This window comes from Embleya sp. NBC_00896, assembly GCF_045207785.1.
Lineage (GTDB): Bacteria > Actinomycetota > Actinomycetes > Streptomycetales > Streptomycetaceae > Embleya.
Genome location: NZ_CP108776.1, coordinates 1,823,909 through 1,841,306, shown reverse-complemented (window position 1 = coordinate 1,841,306; position 17,398 = coordinate 1,823,909). Strand labels below are relative to the sequence as shown.

Annotated in this window: 16 protein-coding genes and 1 pseudogene; 9 read left to right on the top strand and 8 right to left on the bottom strand. The window is 70.6% G+C overall.

Annotated features, from left to right (window positions below):
* Positions 1-6 precede the first annotated feature (6 nt).
* Positions 7-177 (bottom strand): hypothetical protein, encoded by a 171-nt coding sequence (locus OG928_RS08290; RefSeq protein ID WP_406281087.1) that lies wholly within the window; start codon positions 175-177, stop codon positions 7-9.
* 707 nt (positions 178-884) lie between these two features.
* Here OG928_RS08290 and OG928_RS08285 point away from each other — a divergent pair.
* The gene (locus tag OG928_RS08285) at positions 885-1,856 is read left to right on the top strand and encodes a fumarylacetoacetate hydrolase family protein (RefSeq protein ID WP_406281085.1); all 972 of its coding nucleotides are present in this window, start codon (positions 885-887) and stop codon (positions 1,854-1,856) included.
* A gap of 11 nt (positions 1,857-1,867) precedes the next feature.
* On the opposite strand, the pseudogene OG928_RS08280 reads toward OG928_RS08285, so the two are convergent.
* Together OG928_RS08280 and OG928_RS08275 are read right to left on the bottom strand one after the other, a co-directional pair.
* Positions 1,868-2,002: pseudogene (locus tag OG928_RS08280) on the bottom strand (DNA-binding response regulator); the annotation flags it as partial.
* Between the two features lie 4 nt (positions 2,003-2,006).
* Positions 2,007-3,002, bottom strand: a complete 996-nt coding sequence (locus OG928_RS08275; RefSeq protein ID WP_406281083.1) for a DUF5937 family protein — start codon at positions 3,000-3,002, stop codon at positions 2,007-2,009.
* A gap of 85 nt (positions 3,003-3,087) precedes the next feature.
* Between OG928_RS08275 and OG928_RS08270 the strand changes: the two genes are divergently transcribed.
* Positions 3,088-4,563 carry an MFS transporter gene (locus OG928_RS08270; RefSeq protein ID WP_406281081.1) on the top strand — a complete coding sequence of 492 codons (1,476 nt, stop codon included), beginning with the start codon at positions 3,088-3,090 and terminating at the stop codon, positions 4,561-4,563.
* Between the two features lie 16 nt (positions 4,564-4,579).
* On the opposite strand, the gene OG928_RS08265 is transcribed toward OG928_RS08270, so the two are convergent.
* The 3 genes from OG928_RS08265 to OG928_RS08255 all read right to left on the bottom strand — a co-directional run bounded on the left by OG928_RS08265 (position 4,580) and on the right by OG928_RS08255 (position 6,102).
* Entirely contained in the window at positions 4,580-5,146 is a 567-nt protein-coding gene (locus tag OG928_RS08265; RefSeq protein ID WP_406281079.1) for a hypothetical protein, read from the bottom strand.
* An 82-nt stretch (positions 5,147-5,228) separates the two neighbouring features.
* Positions 5,229-5,579: a hypothetical protein gene (locus OG928_RS08260; RefSeq protein ID WP_406281077.1), complete on the bottom strand. Its 351-nt coding sequence runs from the start codon at positions 5,577-5,579 to the stop codon at positions 5,229-5,231.
* Positions 5,580-5,655: 76 nt separating this feature from the next.
* Positions 5,656-6,102 carry a nuclear transport factor 2 family protein gene (locus tag OG928_RS08255; RefSeq protein ID WP_406281075.1) on the bottom strand — a complete coding sequence of 149 codons (447 nt, stop codon included), beginning with the start codon at positions 6,100-6,102 and terminating at the stop codon, positions 5,656-5,658.
* Positions 6,103-6,485: 383 nt separating this feature from the next.
* On the opposite strand from OG928_RS08255, the gene OG928_RS08250 reads away from it, so the two are divergent.
* The 3 genes from OG928_RS08250 to OG928_RS08240 all read left to right on the top strand — a co-directional run bounded on the left by OG928_RS08250 (position 6,486) and on the right by OG928_RS08240 (position 9,236).
* The gene (locus OG928_RS08250; RefSeq protein WP_406281073.1) at positions 6,486-7,592 is read left to right on the top strand and encodes an alcohol dehydrogenase catalytic domain-containing protein; all 1,107 of its coding nucleotides are present in this window, start codon (positions 6,486-6,488) and stop codon (positions 7,590-7,592) included.
* A 40-nt stretch (positions 7,593-7,632) separates the two neighbouring features.
* Positions 7,633-8,571, top strand: a complete 939-nt coding sequence (locus tag OG928_RS08245) for a cyclase family protein (RefSeq protein WP_406281071.1) — start codon at positions 7,633-7,635, stop codon at positions 8,569-8,571.
* Positions 8,572-8,756: 185 nt separating this feature from the next.
* Positions 8,757-9,236, top strand: coding sequence for a MarR family winged helix-turn-helix transcriptional regulator (locus tag OG928_RS08240; RefSeq protein ID WP_406281069.1), 480 nt, complete (start codon positions 8,757-8,759; stop codon positions 9,234-9,236).
* A gap of 234 nt (positions 9,237-9,470) precedes the next feature.
* Here OG928_RS08240 and OG928_RS08235 read toward each other — a convergent pair whose 3' ends face one another.
* Entirely contained in the window at positions 9,471-10,286 is an 816-nt protein-coding gene (locus tag OG928_RS08235; protein ID WP_406281067.1) for a coniferyl-alcohol dehydrogenase, read from the bottom strand.
* 83 nt (positions 10,287-10,369) lie between these two features.
* On the opposite strand from OG928_RS08235, the gene OG928_RS08230 reads away from it, so the two are divergent.
* The 3 genes from OG928_RS08230 to OG928_RS08220 all read left to right on the top strand — a co-directional run bounded on the left by OG928_RS08230 (position 10,370) and on the right by OG928_RS08220 (position 15,175).
* On the top strand, positions 10,370-11,188 hold the full coding sequence (locus OG928_RS08230; RefSeq protein ID WP_406281065.1) for an enoyl-CoA hydratase/isomerase family protein: 819 nt from the start codon (positions 10,370-10,372) through the stop codon (positions 11,186-11,188).
* Positions 11,185-12,210, top strand: a complete 1,026-nt coding sequence (locus OG928_RS08225) for a TIGR03617 family F420-dependent LLM class oxidoreductase (protein WP_406281063.1) — start codon at positions 11,185-11,187, stop codon at positions 12,208-12,210. The genes OG928_RS08230 and OG928_RS08225 overlap by 4 nt, the downstream gene beginning before the upstream one ends.
* Before the next feature lie 1,294 nt (positions 12,211-13,504).
* Positions 13,505-15,175 (top strand): MFS transporter, encoded by a 1,671-nt coding sequence (locus OG928_RS08220; RefSeq protein ID WP_406281061.1) that lies wholly within the window; start codon positions 13,505-13,507, stop codon positions 15,173-15,175.
* A 156-nt stretch (positions 15,176-15,331) separates the two neighbouring features.
* Here OG928_RS08220 and cysC read toward each other — a convergent pair whose 3' ends face one another.
* Positions 15,332-15,922 (bottom strand): adenylyl-sulfate kinase, encoded by a 591-nt coding sequence (gene cysC, locus OG928_RS08215; protein WP_406281059.1) that lies wholly within the window; start codon positions 15,920-15,922, stop codon positions 15,332-15,334.
* Positions 15,923-16,144: 222 nt separating this feature from the next.
* Here cysC and OG928_RS08210 point away from each other — a divergent pair, with 222 nt between their 5' ends.
* Positions 16,145-17,398: a sulfotransferase family protein gene (locus OG928_RS08210; RefSeq protein WP_406281057.1), complete on the top strand. Its 1,254-nt coding sequence runs from the start codon at positions 16,145-16,147 to the stop codon at positions 17,396-17,398.

Below are 17,398 nucleotides of genomic sequence, written 5' to 3'. Positions count from 1 at the left end.
AACCCCTCAATTCCGCGCGCCCCGCTGCACCGCCGCCCCGACGCGGGCGAACAGCTCGCGCAGCCACGCGTGGCCCGCGTCGCGGGCGTGGACCGGGTGCCACCACAGCGCCTCGACCAGCGGGACGACGTCGAACGGGCAGTCCAGGTGCGTGCCGCTGGACCCGATCGCGCTCAAGTAGCGAGTGGGCTCCCTTGGCTTCCGGGCTTCCCGGCTTCGTGGCTTCTCGGTTTCCCGGCTTTCCCGTCCCGCAGAGTCATTCCTTCTTATCTGACATTCCATCAGGAGCCTTTGTGGGCAAGGTGCGTAAGGTTCTCGTCGTCGTCTCGCGATCCTTTTGCGGCGGGCCGGAATCGACGTGGACATCGTCGGGATAAAGTCGGACCGGAATGTGCTCGGTTCCGGCATAACCGTGCAGGGAGCGGCACTTCGCGTGTTGCGCGACGCGGGTGTGTACGACGAGGTGCCGGCGAACGGGTACGCGTTCGACCTGCTCGGCATGCGCGCTCCCGACGGCACGGTGCTCGCGCGGTTCCCGGCGCCCCGCACGGGCGGCGACGATCTGCCCGCGACCGTCGGCCTGAACCGGCCGGACCTGGCCCGGATCCTCACCCGGGCGGTGCTCCCGCCGGCGCGCGGCAGGCTCGGGGTCACCGTCGACGCGCCGACGGACCTCGGCGACGGCGTCGAAGCGCGCTTCTCCGACGCGGCTGCGGCGGGCCGCCGAAGCGGGTGGACCTGCCGTCCTTCGGCGCCGGGGACCCGCTCGCGATCGCCCGCGCCCCGCACACGTCGCTGCACCACCTGTCGTTCGACAGATTTGATCTTGCCGCCATACTGGCGGCGCGGTGGGATTGTTTGGACCGGAACGAGGAGTAGGCACAGTGAAGTTCGCGACCTTCGACCTGCATGGCTCGACGCGCAGCGGCGTGGTGTCGGGCGACGTCGTACATCCGCTGCCCGAGGGCGGCACGCTGCTCGATCTGATCGAGCGCGGCGACGCGGCGCTGCGTTCGGCGGGCGAGGCGGCGCTCGCCGGTCCCGCGGTCGCGCTGGCCGACGTACGGCTGCTCGCGCCGCTGCGGCCGCCCACGGTCCGCGACTTCGTGGCCTTCGAGGAGCACGTCGAGGGTGTCGCGGTCACCGTGCAGGGGCCGGGGGCGGGCGTGGTGCCGGAGTGGTACGAGCTGCCGACGTTCTACTTCACCAACCCGTACGCGATCATCGGCCCGAACGACGACGTGCCGGTGCCGCCGGGGTCGACCGTGCTCGACTTCGAGTTGGAGGTCGGAATCGTGATCGGCAAGCCGGGTCGGGACCTGACGGTCGAGCAGGCGGCGGAGCACATCGTCGGCTACACGATCTTCAACGACTGGTCGGCGCGCGACCTCCAATCCCGCGAGATGAAGGTCGGCCTGGGCCCGTGCAAGGGCAAGGACACCGCGACCACGCTCGGCCCGTGGCTGGTGACGGCCGACGAGTTCGAGCGGTACCGCGACTCGGACGGCTTCCTGGACATCGCCATGCGCGCCTCGATCAACGGCATCGAGGTGGGCCGGGACTCGCTGGTCAACATGGGCTGGCCGCCCGCCGAACTGGTCGCGTACGCGTCGCGCGGCACCTGGGTCCGTCCCGGCGACGTGCTCGGCACCGGAACCTGCGGCAACGGCGGCTGCCTGGGCGAACTGTGGGGCCTGGGCCGGGAGCTGCCACCGCTGAAGCCGGGGGACACGGTCGCCCTGACGGTCGAGGGCATCGGCACGCTGACCAACACCGTCGTCGAGGGCGCCACACCCCGACCGATCCCGCCCGCCCGCACCCGCCCGCGCACCCGCAAGGACACATTCGTCGGGTGAGTGTCGCGGCGAGCCGACCGGGCCGCGATCGCGGCCCGGAGGCCCTCGTCGCGGAAATCGGGCGGCAGGCGTACGTCGACGACCGTGACGTCCGGCCGATGGGTCTCGACGGCGGCCGGCGAGTCCGGGCCGTTGTCGACGGCCGCGCGCTCACGCCTGCGGGTCGGTCGCCTCCGCGGCCAGGGCGTCGCCGAGCGGGGTGCGGCGGTACAGGACCGAGCGGCCCGAGCGTGCGCCCTCGACCAGGGACGCCTTCCGCAGCACGGTCAGATGGTCGCCGACCGCCCCCGGCGCGAGGCCCAGGCCGCGGGCCAGTTGGGTGGTGCTCGCCGGCGCGTCGAGCGCGACCAGGAGGCGCGCCCGGGAACGGCCGATCAGGTCGGCCAGCGCGTCGGGGCCGGTCGGGTCGGACCGCTCCCACAGGGCCGCGATGCCCCGCGCCGGATAGACGATGGTCTTCGGCCACGGATCGTCCCGGTGCGTCGCGACGGTGGGCCAGACGAACACCGAGGGGACCAGGAGCATCCCCTCGCCGGCCAACGTCACGGTGCCGTGCGTGCGCGAGCGCAGGATCTCGATCCCGCCGTCGCGCCATCGGACCCTGGGATGCAGGCCGTCCAGCGCCGCCGCCCACCCCGCGCCGCCGAGCCGCCCCGCGCGATGGACGACGTCCCGCTCGCATATCGCGCGCAGTCGTGGCCAATCCCGGGCCATCAGGCCGTGCCACGCCCGGTCCAGCGCCTCGGCGACCCGGTCCACGACATCGTCCCCGCGCAGCACCGCGAGCACATGTGGATCGCTCGTCGGCCGCGCGGCGAGACACCGCTCGACCTCCGCCCGGGCCGCCTCCCGAGGCGTGGCGCGCACGGCCGCGAGGTCGTCCGCCCAGGTCTGGGCCAGGCCCTGTGGCGGCTGCACCGGGAAGTCGGCCCCGAAGTAAGCGGTCTGCAGCGCGAGCACCGCGCCCAGATCCGTGTCGCGCCGCAACTGCCGGAACACCGGCGCCAGGCGCGCCGCCCACGCGCGCGGCAGGCGGTGGTGCGTGTGGCCGTCCAATACCCGGAGCAGGCTGCCCAATTCGAAGGCGGGGGAGATCCCGAAGCGACTGTGCAGCAGATCGTCGGTGCCGACCTCGAAGCGGATCACATCGCGACCCTACGCTCCCAGCCGACCTTACGTCCGTGGACGTAAAGATGGACGGCGCGAGGCGACCACGCACACGCTCTCCGGCATGACGTCGACCCCCGCCTCCGCCTCCGCTTCCGCCCCCGTCCCGTCGGACCGGGCCACCTATCGGGACGTGCTCGCGAACCCGCGATTTCGGCTGCTGTTCGGCACCCGGGTGCTCACCGTCACCGCCGACTCGCTGCGCATCCTGACCCTGTCGACGCTCATCTACGCGACGACCGGGTCGCCGCTCCTGGGCGCGATCACGTTCGGGATCGGCTTCCTGCCGCAGCTCGTCGGCTCGCTGTTGCTCGGCTCCTTGTCCGACCGGCTGCGACCGCGTCGGCTGATCGTGGTCGGCTACGCGCTCGAATGCGGTTCGACCGCGGTCGTGGCCTTCGTCGACCTGCCGGTGGCCGTGATCCTGGGCATCGTCGCGCTCGTGGCCTGCGCGACCCCGATCTTCCAGGGCGCCTCGACCCGGCTCGTGGCCGAGACGCTGAGCGGTGACGCGTACGTGCTGGGCCGTTCGCTGTCGAGCATGTCCGGCTCGGGGGCCCAACTCCTCGGCCTGGCCTGCGGCGGCGTCGCCGTCGGCTTCCTGGGCGCCCGGCACGCGCTCCTGCCGACCGCGGCCGCGTACTTCATCGCCGCCGCCATCGTCCGGCTGCGGCTGCCGGACCTGGATCCACCGACGTCCGCCGCCGTCGCGCCGGCGGCCGCGGTGCCGCGCGCACTGCTGCGGGACAGCGTGGCCGGCAACAAGGCGCTGTTCGCCGACCGGCGGATCCGCGCGCTCCTGCTCGCCCAGTGGCTGCCGGTGGGGTGCGCCGTCGGGGGCGAGAGCCTGATCGTGCCGTACACCGGCAGCCGCGGCTTCCCGCTCGGCACCGCGGGGGCGCTGATGGCCTGCGTGCCGGTCGGGATGCTCATCGGCAACCTGGTCGTCGGCCGCTTCCTCGAACCAGCGCGCCGGGAACGGCTCGTGGCCGCGCTCGTGGCCGTGCTGGGCCTCCCGCTGCTCGGCTTCGCGATCGATCCGCCGTGGGCGGCGTGCGCGGGGCTGCTGCTCGTGACCGGCATGGGCTTCGCGTACGGCCTCGGCCTCCAGCGCGAATTCCTCGACGCGGTGCCGGAGACGAGCCGGGGACAGGCCTTCGGACTCCTGTCCGCGGGAAACTTCACGTTCCAGGGCGTCGGCCCGACCGCCTTCGGCGCAGTTGCCGAACTGGCCGACATCGGCCCCGCCATCGCCCTGTCCGGAGCGGCGACCCTGGCCGTGGCCGCACGCCTGTGGTTGCTGCGTCGACGACCGGCGGGTGTGGACGGTGTCGTGACCGGAACCAGGGAGCACGCGGGCTCAGGAGCCGACGCTTCCGGGCCTGCGGACCGAGGTGAGCGCCCACACGAGCAGCGCGACGGCGCCGAAGGCCGCGCCGAGCAGGCATACGGCGAGCCAACCGGCCGCCGCGTACAGCGTGATCGAGGCGATGGCGCCGCCGGCACGGCCGAGTACACCGAGGCGGAGAAGATCGAATAGGCCGTCGTGGAACGCCCTAGCCCCCCGGCGTCGGGACGAGGCCGAGGTGGTCCAGCAGATCGAAGAACAGGTCCTCGACGAACGGGTCCCGCTTGCGGCTCAGCAGGTCGAGGATCGGCTCGGGGGTCGCCTCGCACCCGGCTGCCGCCGCCCACCGGACCGCCGCCGCGGCCACGCGCGGCCGGTCCTGCTCCAGCCACGCGGCCGCCTCGTCCCGGTAGCGGGCGAAGTCGCCGCGCTGCCGCGCCTTGTTCCATCGATCCTGGGCCAGCCGCGACGCGGCCGTGCCGGGGTCGAGCCACCCCTCCCAGAAGTCCGTCCCGCTGAGCCCCTGGACATGCGCGACATCGCTCTCGAACACCCCGCAGACCAGGACGGGGGACCCGGTCCGCGCGGCGAGGTCGGTCATCCACGGCCCCTGGAAGGCGTACGGGTCCTCGAAGTGCCGGACGTGCACCGCCCGCCAGTTGCCGGCGTACGACCACTCCCCGTAGACCGGGTGCCCGTTTCCGCCGACGAAGGGCGCAAGGTCGGCCAACGGCGCCTCCGCGCGTAATACGACGATGTCCCCGTTGAACCCCATGGCCCACCCCTTCGGTCGCGATGTCCGCTGTGCTGTGGGGCTCAACGTAGATACCGCGTCCGACAACCGACCGGACGGGACGTCAGGCGGAGGTGGCGATCTGCTCCACCGCGCTCGTGCCCTTGCCGTCGCGCGACTCCCACTCCCACGTCTCGTCGAGCCGCAGCCGGCCGTCGGCCAGTACGACGACGACGCTCACGCAATGCCCCGAGGCGGTGCCGCCGGCGCGGTTGAGCTGTACGTAGCGGAAGTCCAACCGGTCGCCGTCACGCGTACCCACCAGGTGCCCGCGCACGATGTCGCCGCCGCGGTACTCGGCCCAGACCACGCCGTCGGCCTCGTGATAAGCGAACCGCGTCGCCGCGTCGACCTCGCCGTGCTCGGGGCGATCGAGCGGGGCGAAGACCAGACCGTCGAGGGACTGTGCGGGCATGGGAACTTCCTCCGGTGGGTCGGGTGCGGGCGTGCTCGGCCGGCGGCAGTGTAGGCCAGGTCCGAGGGAGGACGGGTCAGTGCCTGGTCGTCAGCAGGGCAACCGCCGATCGCCACGCCCTGGGCCGCACGGCCGCCGCGCGCAGCAACGGCGCCGGATCGAAGAACGCCTGCCGCCGCAGGATCAGGCCGTCGGCCAACTCGAACCGGTCGCACACCTCGAACCCGATCGGCCGGCCTCCGAGCGTGCCCCGCGCGGTCGACGCGATGAACACGGAACTCCCTTTGTCCGCCCAGGTGTCCACGGTCGCCGTCAGGTCCGGGATCAACCCGAACAGGCCCCGAAACGACGCGGCGAACCCCGCCGGCCCGTGCGCCGGCGGCAGCGTCGGCTGGAGCATCACGACGTTGGGATGCAGGAGCGGTTCGAAGTACGCGATGAACGGCTCGGGTTTGGGCAGGGCCCAGGCGGTTCGAAAGTGCGCCACGAGGTCCTCGGCGGTCAGGTCGTTCCGAACGGCCATGCGTACCACTCCTCGCGTCGACGCGGACGGTCCTCGCCCCGACGCTACGCCTGGGCGTCGGCGAGGGGTGCGCCGCGGGCTATGCGTCCGGGGAGTCTGTCAGGGGCGCTCGCCGGGTCGCGTTTCGATTCGGCATCGGTGCTCGGAAATGGCCGTGGCGGCACCCTCTGTACTCGATTCGATCACTCTCCGTGCCCGGTTCGAATTCGCCGACGGTCCGTCAGATCACCTTCCCGGATGCCTTGACCTCTTCGGCGGGCGGTGAATAATCGACATCGGTTGTAGAGACCAAGGATGTCGAAGTTCGGCTTGGGGTGGGCCGGTCCGGTGCGCGGCGAACACACCTCGCGGCCGGGTCGTCCGCCCGGAACGAGGAGACGTACATGCGCGCGATCCTGCACACCGCCACGGGCGCCGAGATCCGGGACGACGTCACCGTACGTGACCCCGAGGCCGGTGAGGTCCTGGTACGGATCGTCGCGACCGGGGTCTGCCACAGCGACGTGAGCGTGCTCGAAGGGGTCATCGAGTGGCCCGCCCCGGCCGTCCTGGGACACGAGGGCGCCGGCATCGTCGAGAAGGTCGGCGCGGGGGTGAGCGCCGTCTCGCCCGGCGACCATGTCGTGATCACCACGATCGCCGCGTGCGGGATGTGTCGCTACTGCCAGACCGGGCACCCCAACCGCTGTCGGCAGACCCTGGGCAACCGCGGCACGCCGTTCGCGATCGGCGACGAGCCGGTATGGAACTTCGCCGGCGCGTCCACCTTCGCCGAGCTCACGCTCGTGAAGGAGATCCAGTGCGTGAGCATCCCCAAGGACGTGCCGCTGACCTCCGCGTGCCTGGTCCCGTGCGGCGTGGTGACCGGCGCGGGCGCGGTGCTCAACCGGGCCAATGTCCTGCCCGGCCAGACCGCCGCGGTGATCGGCCTCGGCGGGGTCGGCCTGTCCGCCGTCCAGGCGCTGCGCCTCAAGGGCGCGGGCCGCGTGGTCGGCATCGACACCGTGCCCGGCAAGTTCGAGTTGGCCGGCAAGTTCGGCGCGACCGACTTCGTCAAGTCGGGCAAGGGCGTCGACGTCGCCGACGAGATCCGCACGCTCTTCCCGTACAGCGACGACGTCAAGGTCGGCGTGTTCGGCGCGGGCGGCGTCGACTGGATCTTCGAGTGCACCGGCATCCCGGCCGTCCTGGAGAACGCCCTGGAGGCCCTCGACTGGGGTGGCACGCTGATCGCCGTCGGCCAGCCCTCGCAGACCGCGACCGCGACCATCCGGATCGCCAACCTGCTCCAGTGCGACCGGGGCATCCTCGGCACCCGGGCCGGCGGCGTCCGCCCGCACGAGGACATCCGCGCGATCGTCGAGCTGTACCGCCAGGGCAAGTTCGACCTCGACGCGCTCGTATCCAAGGTCTACCCGTCCGACGGCTTCCACGACGTCCTGGACGACATGCACAACGGCCGGATCGCGCGGGGGGTCATCGCCTTCTGATCGTGCGGACGCGCCCACCATCGAGAGGACCGCCCGACCCATGACGGACACCCGACCCGGCACCGGAACACCCGCGGAAAGCAAGGGAAACTGGGGCCGCTGGGGCCCCGAGGACGAGCGCGGCGCGCTCAACCTGATCGAGCCCGCGGGGGTCAGGGCCGCCGCGCACGAGATCACGACCGGGCGGTCCTACTCGCTCGCGCTGCCCATCGCGCGCGGCAACCAGCCGGCCTTCGACTTCCGCGGCTCGCCGCAGCGGCTCACGCTGGTGAGTCAGACCGACGCGATGTACGACGGCTACGAGGGCGGGGAGGACGTCGGCTCCAACGAGGACGTGCTGATCATCCCGTCGCACAACCTCACGCACATGGACGCGCTGTGCCACGTGCAGGCGAAGGGGCGGTTCTACAACGGCTTCCCGGCCGACACGTTCCGCTCGCACACCGGCGCCGGCCGCTGCGGGATCGACAAGCTCGGCGCGTTCGCGACCCGGGCCGTCCTGCTCGACCTGCCCCGGCACTTCGACACGCCCCACCTGGAGGCCGGGTACAAGATCACCGCCGCCGACCTCACCGCCTGCGCCGAGCGGCAGGGCGTCGAGGTCCGCTCCGGTGACGCGCTCCTGGTCCGCACCGGCTACCTCGACGAGTACAAGGCGACCGAGGCGGCCGGCCGCGAGCCCTCGTTCGCGCAACCGGGGCTGTCGCTCGACGCGGTCGAGTACGTCCGCGCGCACGACATCTGCGCGGTGGGCGCGGACAACAGCGCGATCGAGTGCATTCCGTTCGACGATCGGTTTCTCTCGGTACACATCGCGTTGCTCGTCGAATCGGGCGTACCACTGCTCGAACACCTGTGGTTGACCGACCTCGCCGCCGCCATGGCCGAGGCGGAGACGTATTCGTGCCTGCTGTGCGTCTCGCCGCTTCCGGTCACCGGCGCAACAGGAAGCCCCATCAATCCGGTTGCCATTGTCTGATCGTCTGACGACTGACATAGTCCATGGGCAGGTCGTCTCGGTCTCGTTTCCTCCGTCGGGACCGAGGCGACCGCTTGGCTATGGATAACAAACACGTGTGTATACGGTGAGCGATACGGGCCCGAGTTATGCGCGTTATCGCACAGTATTAAATTGACGCAGTCAAGGACTGCTATCATGGCCGGGTGAACTCCACCGAAAACGTCGAAGCGATCCAGCGGGCGCTGGAGGCCCTGCTTCGGCGCCACGCCAGCCGCCGAGTGTACGCGGGCCAGGCCGCCGCGGCAGGCGCGACCATCTCGCAGCCCGCCTATGTGCTGCTGCGCCGCATCGAGAAGCAAGGCCCGCTCCCCATGGGGGAGTTGGCGCGGATGACCAACATGGACCCGGGTGCCACCGCGCGCCAGGTGGGCCAGTTGGAGCGCGACGGCTACGTGCGTCGCTCGCCCAGCCCCGACGACGGCCGGGTCAGCCTCGTGTCGCTCACTCCGCGCGGTGACTCCGTTCGGCGTCGGCTCAACGACGTCATGGATCGGCGGATGAGCGAGATGCTCGACCGCTGGAGCGACACGGATCGCGAGACGTTCGCCACGCTGCTGCAGCGGTTCGTCGAGGAGATGGCGCAGGGTGAGATTCCCTCCGCCGTCGAGGACTCGGCTGTGTGAGTGGTGTCGTTCGAGCCGGTCTGTGAACCGATCGCGCGAACTGTCTGACGATTCGTCATATTCCAAATTGCCAGGGCCCCTTGTCGACGGCAGCCGATGACAAGGGGCCCTGGCAATTGCGCGTTCGGGTGTTCCGGTGTTCCGATGTACGGACGTTCCGGTGTTCCGGCCTTCCGGCGTTCGGCGCTTTATCGGCCGCGGTGCTTCGGGAAGGTCTTCACGTCGGGAAGGTCTTCAGGCGAGACCGGAGAAGTCGAGGTTTCCGACCGTCAGGCCCGCGTTGAATCCGCCGTCCAGGTTCACATTCACGCCGTTGACGAAGCCGGACGCGTCCGACCCCAGGAACGCGAGCGCCAGGGCCACATCCCGACCGGTGGCCAGTCGGCCGTTGCCCTGCGAGATGTTCCAGTCGATGATCTTGTCGGAAATCGTCTTCCGGAAGTCCGGCAGTAGCGGGGTGTCGATCGGCGACGGGCACACGCTGTTGATCCGCAGGCCCTTTGCGGCGGCCGTACGGGCGTAATGCATCGTATAGACCTGAACCAGTTCCTTGCTGTAGCTGTACGGGTCGCTGCCGAGGTCGTTGCTCGCGAGCCACTCCTGCGCGGCGTCCCAGCCCTTGACCGCGATGACCTGCTTGAGCGCCTCCAGGTGGGCCGGCCACGAGACGCCCGCGATCGACGCGGTGTTGACGATCGCGGCACCCTCGGGCAGCGCGTCCCTGGCCACCAGTTCCTCGGTCAACCGGCGCAGGGAAAGGTAGTTGACCGCGAACACCGTCGGGCCCGGCAGCGTGCCGGCCACGCCCGCGTTGTTGAAGAGCGCGTGCACCGGACCCTCGATCGCCTCGATCGCGGCGTCCACCGACGCGGGGTCCGACAGGTCGGTACGGATGAACTTCTGCGCCGAGCCGGTCGGCTCCTTGAGGTCGAGCACGGTGATGTGCTCGGCGCCCTGCTCGGTCAGCAACTCGACGAGGGCCGCGCCCACGCCGGAGAAGCCGCCCGTGACGACGACGCGCTTGCCCTCGTAACCGAACGGGTTGGTCATGGTGAAGTCCCCTCCTGGCAGTGAATGCACCGACCCTAGAATCGTCACTTGATCTGGTCAAGGATTCGGCCTACGGTCCGAAGGTGATCCAGCTCGTCATCCACGACGGCGTTGCCGTCGTCACCCTCGACCGACCCGACCGGCTCAACGTCTTCTCCGGCGGCATGGGCGCGGCCCTCGGCGACGCGTACGTGCGCTGTGACGCGGACGACGCGGTGCGCGCGGTCGTACTCACCGGCGCGGGCACCGCGTTCTGCGCCGGCGCCGACATGACGCCGTCCGCGGACAGCTTCGCGGGGCCGAGCGCGCGGACGTTCAGCGCGTCGCCCGTACGGCCGCCCGCGTGGGAGGTGCGCAAACCGGTGATCGCGGCGATCAACGGCCACGCGATCGGAATCGGCTTCACCCTCGCGATGCAGTGCGACATCCGGATCGTGGCCGAGGACGCCAAGCTCGCGATCCCACAGACCAGGCGGGGCATGGTTCCTGACGCCCAGTCACACTGGACCGTGCCGGCCGCGACGTCGCGGGCGGTGGCCGCGGACATCCTGCTGACGGGGCGTACCTTTCGGGGGAGCGAGGCGCTCGCGCTCGGCCTCGCGTCGCGTGCGTTGCCGGCCGCGGAGGTGCTGCCGGCGGCGCTGGAGATCGCGCACGACATCGCGACCAACGTGCATCCGGTCTCGGCCGCGCTGACCAAACGCCTGCTGTGGGCGGACGCCGGGCCCGACGAGGTCGAGCGCCTGGAGACCGCGTACCACCGGGTGTTGATGGGCACCGACGACGCGAAGGAGGGCCCGCGCGCGTGGATGGAACGGCGCGCGCCGCGCTGGACCGGCACGGTCTCCGGCGCGTGGGACCGTGTACTCGAAGCGGAATCCTCTGTACAGGAGAACAAGTGACACCCCCTCAGCTCGATGTCATGGCGGCCGGCCTCACCCTGCGCGGCATGCAACGCGCCGCAGCCGCGACCGAGCGGGCCGGTTTCGATGGGCTCTGGCTCACCGAAGGCGGCCGCACCGCGTACACCGCCGCGACAGCCGCGGCGCTCGCCACCGAGAGCCTGACCGTCGGTACCGGCATCGCCGTCGCGTTCGCCCGCAGCCCGATGGTCACCGCCTCGGCGGCGTGGGAGCTCTCGGAGGCCACCGGCGGCCGGTTCGTGCTCGGCCTGGGCACGCAGGTGCGGCCGCACATCGAGCGGCGCTACTCCGCCGAGTTCGACCAGCCGGGGCCGCGACTGCGCGAGTACGTAGGTGCGTTGCGAGCGATCTGGACGGCGTTCCGGGGTGAGGAACGGCTGCGATTCAAGGGCGACTTCTACCAGTTCACGCTGATGACGCCGGAGTGGACACCGGGCGGCTCGATCGCCGACCCGCCGATCTATCTGGCCGGGGTCAACCCGTGGATGCTGCGGATGATCGGCGAGGTGGCCGACGGCCTGCACGTCCACCCCCTGCACAGCGTCCGCTACCTGGAGGAAGTGGTCCGCCCCCAACTCGCCGCCGGCGGCGCGGCCGCGGACTTCGCACTGGTCTGCCCCGTGATGACCGCGACGGGCGACACCGAGGAGGAGATCGAGGCCGAACGCGACAAGCTGCGCCTGCGGTTGGCCTTCTACGGCTCCACGCCCGGCTACGCGAAGGTCTTCGAGACCCATGGTTGGGACGACCTCCAGCCCCGCCTGCACCGCCTCTTCGCGGCCAAGGACCGCGCGGGAATGGCCGCCCTCATCACCGACGAGATCCTGGACACCCTGACGGTCAGCGCCCCATGGGACAGCCTGGCCCAGGCCCTGATGACCCGCTACCGACACGTGGCCACCCGAGTGGTGGCGTACTCGGCCGTCAGCACCTGGCGCGAGGACACGAACGCGGTGGAACGCTGGACCGAGGTGGCGGAGGACTTCCACGCGTTGGGCTGAGCGGGACGGGGGTTCGGCCCGCCGGGGCGGGCCTTCCCGGGTGGGTCGGGTGCTTGCGCCTGGCGTCGCGTCTTGGTCGGGTCGTGCGCGGGTGGCTTTGCGATCGAGGCCTTGCCAAGGATGCGGAGATGGGCCCGGCACGGCGACGCCGGCGGTCAGGAGCCTTGGGTCTCCCGGCGAGACGCGGGCGTTGCTTCCTAGAAAGCGGCTGGCAACGGCAGGCAGGGGTGGGGGCTCGGGTTGGGTTCGCCGGGGAGGCTTCCCGAGTGGGTTGGGTGGTCTCGGCTCATGTCTTCGGGTGGGTTGGGGCGTCTCGGTCGGTGCGGGGGCCTTTTGGGGCCGTGGGTTGGTGCGGGTGGGTCGGTATGGGTTCTGGATCGGGATCGCGGCAGGGCTGCGGGGGTTGAGGGCGGGTGTGACCTGCGCTTTTGTGTGGCGGGCCGGTTGGGGTGGGTGTCGGGGGCCGGTTTCGTGCTTCGGACCCGACTTCCCGGCTCCGGATGGGTGCCGTCGCCGCGTCGGTCTCGGATCCGGATCCCGACGCGGACTCGCTGCCCCGCGTCCCCACCCGACCTGCGGTCTTCCTTCGGCGCCCAGCCGCACCGCTCGACCCGATCCCGATCCGTGACGCGTCGTCACCAGCCGTCCCCCGCAAGCCGAAACGCCCCGACCCACTCGGGAAGGCTCCCCGGCGGACCTGACCGCACCGCCCACCCCGCCTGCCGTTGCCAGCTGCTTTTCGGCGAGCAACGCCCGCGTCTCGCCGGAGGTCCCAGGGCTCCTGACCGCCGGCGTCGCCGTCACCGGGCCCATCTCCGCGTGCTGTGACCAGCCCTCGATCACAAAGCCACCCGCTGCCCAACCAGGCCAAGACGCGACTCTCGCCGAGAACGCCCGGCCCACTCACAATGGCTCCCCGGCGGACCTGACCGCACCGCCCACCCCGCCTGCCGTTGCCAGCCGCTTGGCCTCCCATCCGTGCCTCCGCAACCCACGACTCCAAGTCCCCGACTCCGACAGTTAGCTGACGGGTAGTCAGGGAATTTTCGGGGTAAATCGGGACCAAAGCGATGTCGACTTGGTGATTACTCTTCCGTGCGTCCGTGTGGCGTGCTAAACACTGTCAATCAGTTCGGCTGGTGAACACCGATCCGGTTGGCAAAGTCCACGAGACGCGCCGATCCCGTCGAGGCCGAGCGGCTTTTTGCCCCAAAAGATTCCGTACAAAACCGGACGTGCCCTCTGGGTGACACGTGTCCGGTGCGCGCCTCTGCACAGAACGGAAAGTACCGGTATGTCTGCGACCGTTGAAGTATCCGCGAAGCCGCCGGAGCCCGAGTCGGACCCGTCCTCGGTCGACACCGGCCGACTTGAGGGCGTTTCCAAGGGCCGAGTGTTCGCAGTCCTGGCCGTCGTGGTCATGTTCTCCGAGGTCGTGCCGCTCCAGTACGCGATGATCTCCTCTGCCGTGCCGGAGATCGCCCCGTCGTTCCGGTCCGTCGGCGAGAGCATCTCGTGGATGGTGGTGATCCTGGGCCTGGTCGGCGGTGCGGTCAGCCCGCTGATCGGCAAGCTTTCCGATGTCTACGGCAAGAAGCGGCTGCTGCTCGCCACGAGCGTGTCCTTCCTGCTCGGCTCGCTGATCTGTGCCCTGACCAGCTCGTGGGCGCTGTTCCTGGTCGGCCGCGCGCTCCAGGCGGTCGCGTTCGGCATGACGGCGGTCGTGTACGGGCTCATCCGTGACCTGATGCCGCGCAAGTTCATCCCGGTTGCGATCGGGATCTCGGCCACCGGCCTGGGCCTCTCGGCCGCACTCGCGCCGGTCATCGGCGGCCTGCTCACCGAGCACTACAGCTGGCGCTCGCTGTTCTGGTTCCTCGTGGTCTACATGCTCGTGCTGATCCCGCTGCTGCTCGTGGTCGTGCCCGAGTCCAAGCTCCGCGTTCCGCAGAAGGTGGACTACGTCGGCGGCGTCATCCTCGGCGTCGGGCTCGCGCTGATCCTGCTGTACATCAGCCAGGGCCAGGCGTGGGGCTGGGGCAAGCCGTCCGCGTTCGGCTACGCGGTCGCCGGTGTGCTCGTGGTCGCGCTGTGGGTGCAGTGGGAGAAGCGGGTCGAGAACCCGATCATCGACCTCAAGCTGCTCACCGCCCCCCGAGTGGCGCTCGTGCTCGGGATCGCGTTCCTGGCGAACATGATCATCGGCATCCAGAACTACCTCACCAGCTACATGGGGCTCACGCCGGACGACATCAAGCGGAACACGCTCGACCAGTACGGCGACGGCGCCGTCCAGGGCGCCAAGGCGATGGGCGCGCCCGAGGCCATGTGGGCCGGGATCGCCGATCAGGTGAAGTCGGCCGTGTCGTTCAACGACTCGCTCGACTACGCCCTCGGCTTCACCCTGCTCGGACTCGCCCTGCACGTGCTGATCTGGCAGTCGCTGTCCAGCATGATCGCCGGCCCGCTCGCCGGTCTGTGGGGGCAGCGCAGGGGGCTGCGGATGCCGATGATCGTCGGCGTCGGGACGCTGACCGTCGCCGGCTTCATGTACCTGTTCCTGCACGACTCGTGGCAGCTGATGCTGCTCTGTGGCGTGGTCTACGGCATCGGCTTCGGGATGTACTACGCGGCGGCGCCGAACCTGATCATCGAGGCCGTTCCGCAGGAGCAGCAGGGCATCTCGTCCAGCATGCTGGTCGTCGCCCAGTCGTTCGGCGCCTCGGTCGGCGTGGCGCTGCTGTCGCCGATCTTCACCAACAACCGCCTGCAGATCACCGGGCCGTCGCCGACCGGTCAGGGCATGGCGACCAACGACGCGTGCAACGAGCGTGGCTGCACCTACACGACGGACGCGTTCACGACCGGCTTCTGGATCCTGATCGCGTGCGGTGTGCTGGCGCTCGTGATCGCGCTGGTCATGAAGCACGGCCGCAAGCCCGCCACCGGCGGCCTGCTGCACTGAGGCCGCGTCACGAAGTGACTCGACTCGGTAGGTGACACAACGTCAGGGCCCGTGTATCCGATGGGGATGCACGGGCCCTGACGTCGTGTCACGGAATGCTCGACCGAGGGCCGACCGAATTCTCGACCGAGGGCCCACGGGACGGCCCGGCCGCTCCTACTTCGCCAGCAGCTCGTCCAGTACGGCGACCAGCTTGGCCGCCTGCGCCTCCGGGGCGCCGTCGGCTGGGGTGAGCCGCAGTTCCGGGGCTTCCGGGGCCTCGTACGGGGCGGAGATGCCGGTGAAGTCGCCGATCTCGCCGCGGCGGGCCTTCGCGTACAGGCCCTTCGGGTCGCGGCGTTCGCACTCCTCGATCGGGGTGTCCACGAACACCTCCAGGAACGGCAGGCCGTCGCGCGCGTGCAGGGCCCGGACCCGGTCGCGGTCGGCGCGGTAGGGGCTGATCACCGGGACTATCGCGATCACGCCCGCGTCGGCGAACAGGCGGGCCACCTCGCCCACGCGGCGGATGTTCTCGGTGCGGTCCTCGGCACCGAAGCCCAGGTCGCCGTTCAGGCCGAGCCGGACGTTGTCGCCGTCCAGGCGGTACGCCGTGACGCCGCGCTCGACCAGGAGCCGTTCGGCGATCACCGCGACCGTCGACTTGCCCGAGCCCGAAAGGCCGGTGAACCAGACCGTCGCCCCGAGCGCCGGGCGCTGCTCGCGCGCCACTCCGCCCTCGTGCCAGACCACGTTGCGCTCGCTCACGACTCTCCATCCGCGTTGGTTCCGAGGGTTCGTACGGTACGGGTCCGGCCGGCTCGGCCGGGACGCGGTCCGCCACCCGGACCGGTGCCACCCGGACCGGCGCCACCCGGATCCGGCGCCTCCGCGGAATCTGACGCCTCTTCAGATTTACCTTCACAAAGAGCTAATCTGCGGCCGGGCGCGCCAACACCGGTGCTCGCCCGCGAAGGAGGCCGCATCTTCATGGGCTGGACACCACCGCAACGCGCCGCCTGGACCGAAACGCTCGTGGCCGGCGACATCCCGCCGCTGACCGACGACCTCGACCGACCCTTCGTCGCCGAGGTGCTGATCGGCGAGGCCCGGGGCAGGACCGGCCTGACCGACTTGGGCGAAGGCGACCCGGACTTCCGCGAGGGCCTGGACCGGCTGCTGTACTCGCTGGAGCACGAGGCGAACCTCGACCGGGTCGGCCGGTGGTGGGCGCACACGTGGGTGGCCAGGCTGCTCGACGTGCGCCTGCAGATCGCCCGCTACGTGCAGGACGACCCCGGCGTGCTCGACGAGGCGATCGAGCGGCCGATCTTCGTCACCGGTGGCCCCCGCACCGGCACCTCGATCCTGCACGCGCTGCTCGCGCAGGATCCCGCCAATCGGGTGCCGACCACCTGGGAGTTCCTGCGGCCCGTTCCGCCGCCGGAGCCGAGGACGCGCGCCGTCGACCCGCGGATCGCGCTCGCCGAGCGCGAGATCCGCTTCATCACGGCCGCGGTGCCGGTGATGGACGCGATCCACGACAAGAGCGGAACGCTGCCCAAGGAGTGCATCAGCGCGCACGCGCTCGCGTTCCGCTCGGAGGACTTCACCGGCCAGTTCGCGATCCCGGGCTATGCCGCGTGGCTGGCCGAGTGCGACATGCGGCCCGCGTACACCTACCACCGGCTCGTGTTGCAGATCCTCCAGCGGCGGACGCCGGGGGACACCCGCTGGGTGCTCAAGTCGCCCGCGCACCTGCTCACCCTGGACGCGCTCGTCGACGTGTACCCAGACGCAAGGTTGGCGGTCACCCATCGCGACCCGCTCACCGTGCTCGCGTCGCTGAGCAGCCTGATCGCCACGATCCACCACGCGTACGGCAATCCGTCCGACATCCGCGACGTCGCGCGGACCCAGACCGACCTGTGGTGCACCGCCTACGACCGGCTCACCGCGTTCCGCGACGCCGGCCGGATCGCCGAATCCGACTGGCACGACTCGGCCTACGCCGATTTCATGCGCGACCCGATCGCGGTCGTGCGCGAGCTGTACGCGACGTTCGGTCTCGACCTGGACGGCGAGGCCGAGCGGCGGATGCGCGACCACCTCGCGGCCCGCCCGCAGGGCAGGCACGGGAGGCACACCTACTCGTTCGACGACCTCGGTTTGGACCGTGCCGGCATACGATCGCGTCTGACCGACTATCAGAAGCGTTTCCGGGTACCTACGGAAGAGATCTGA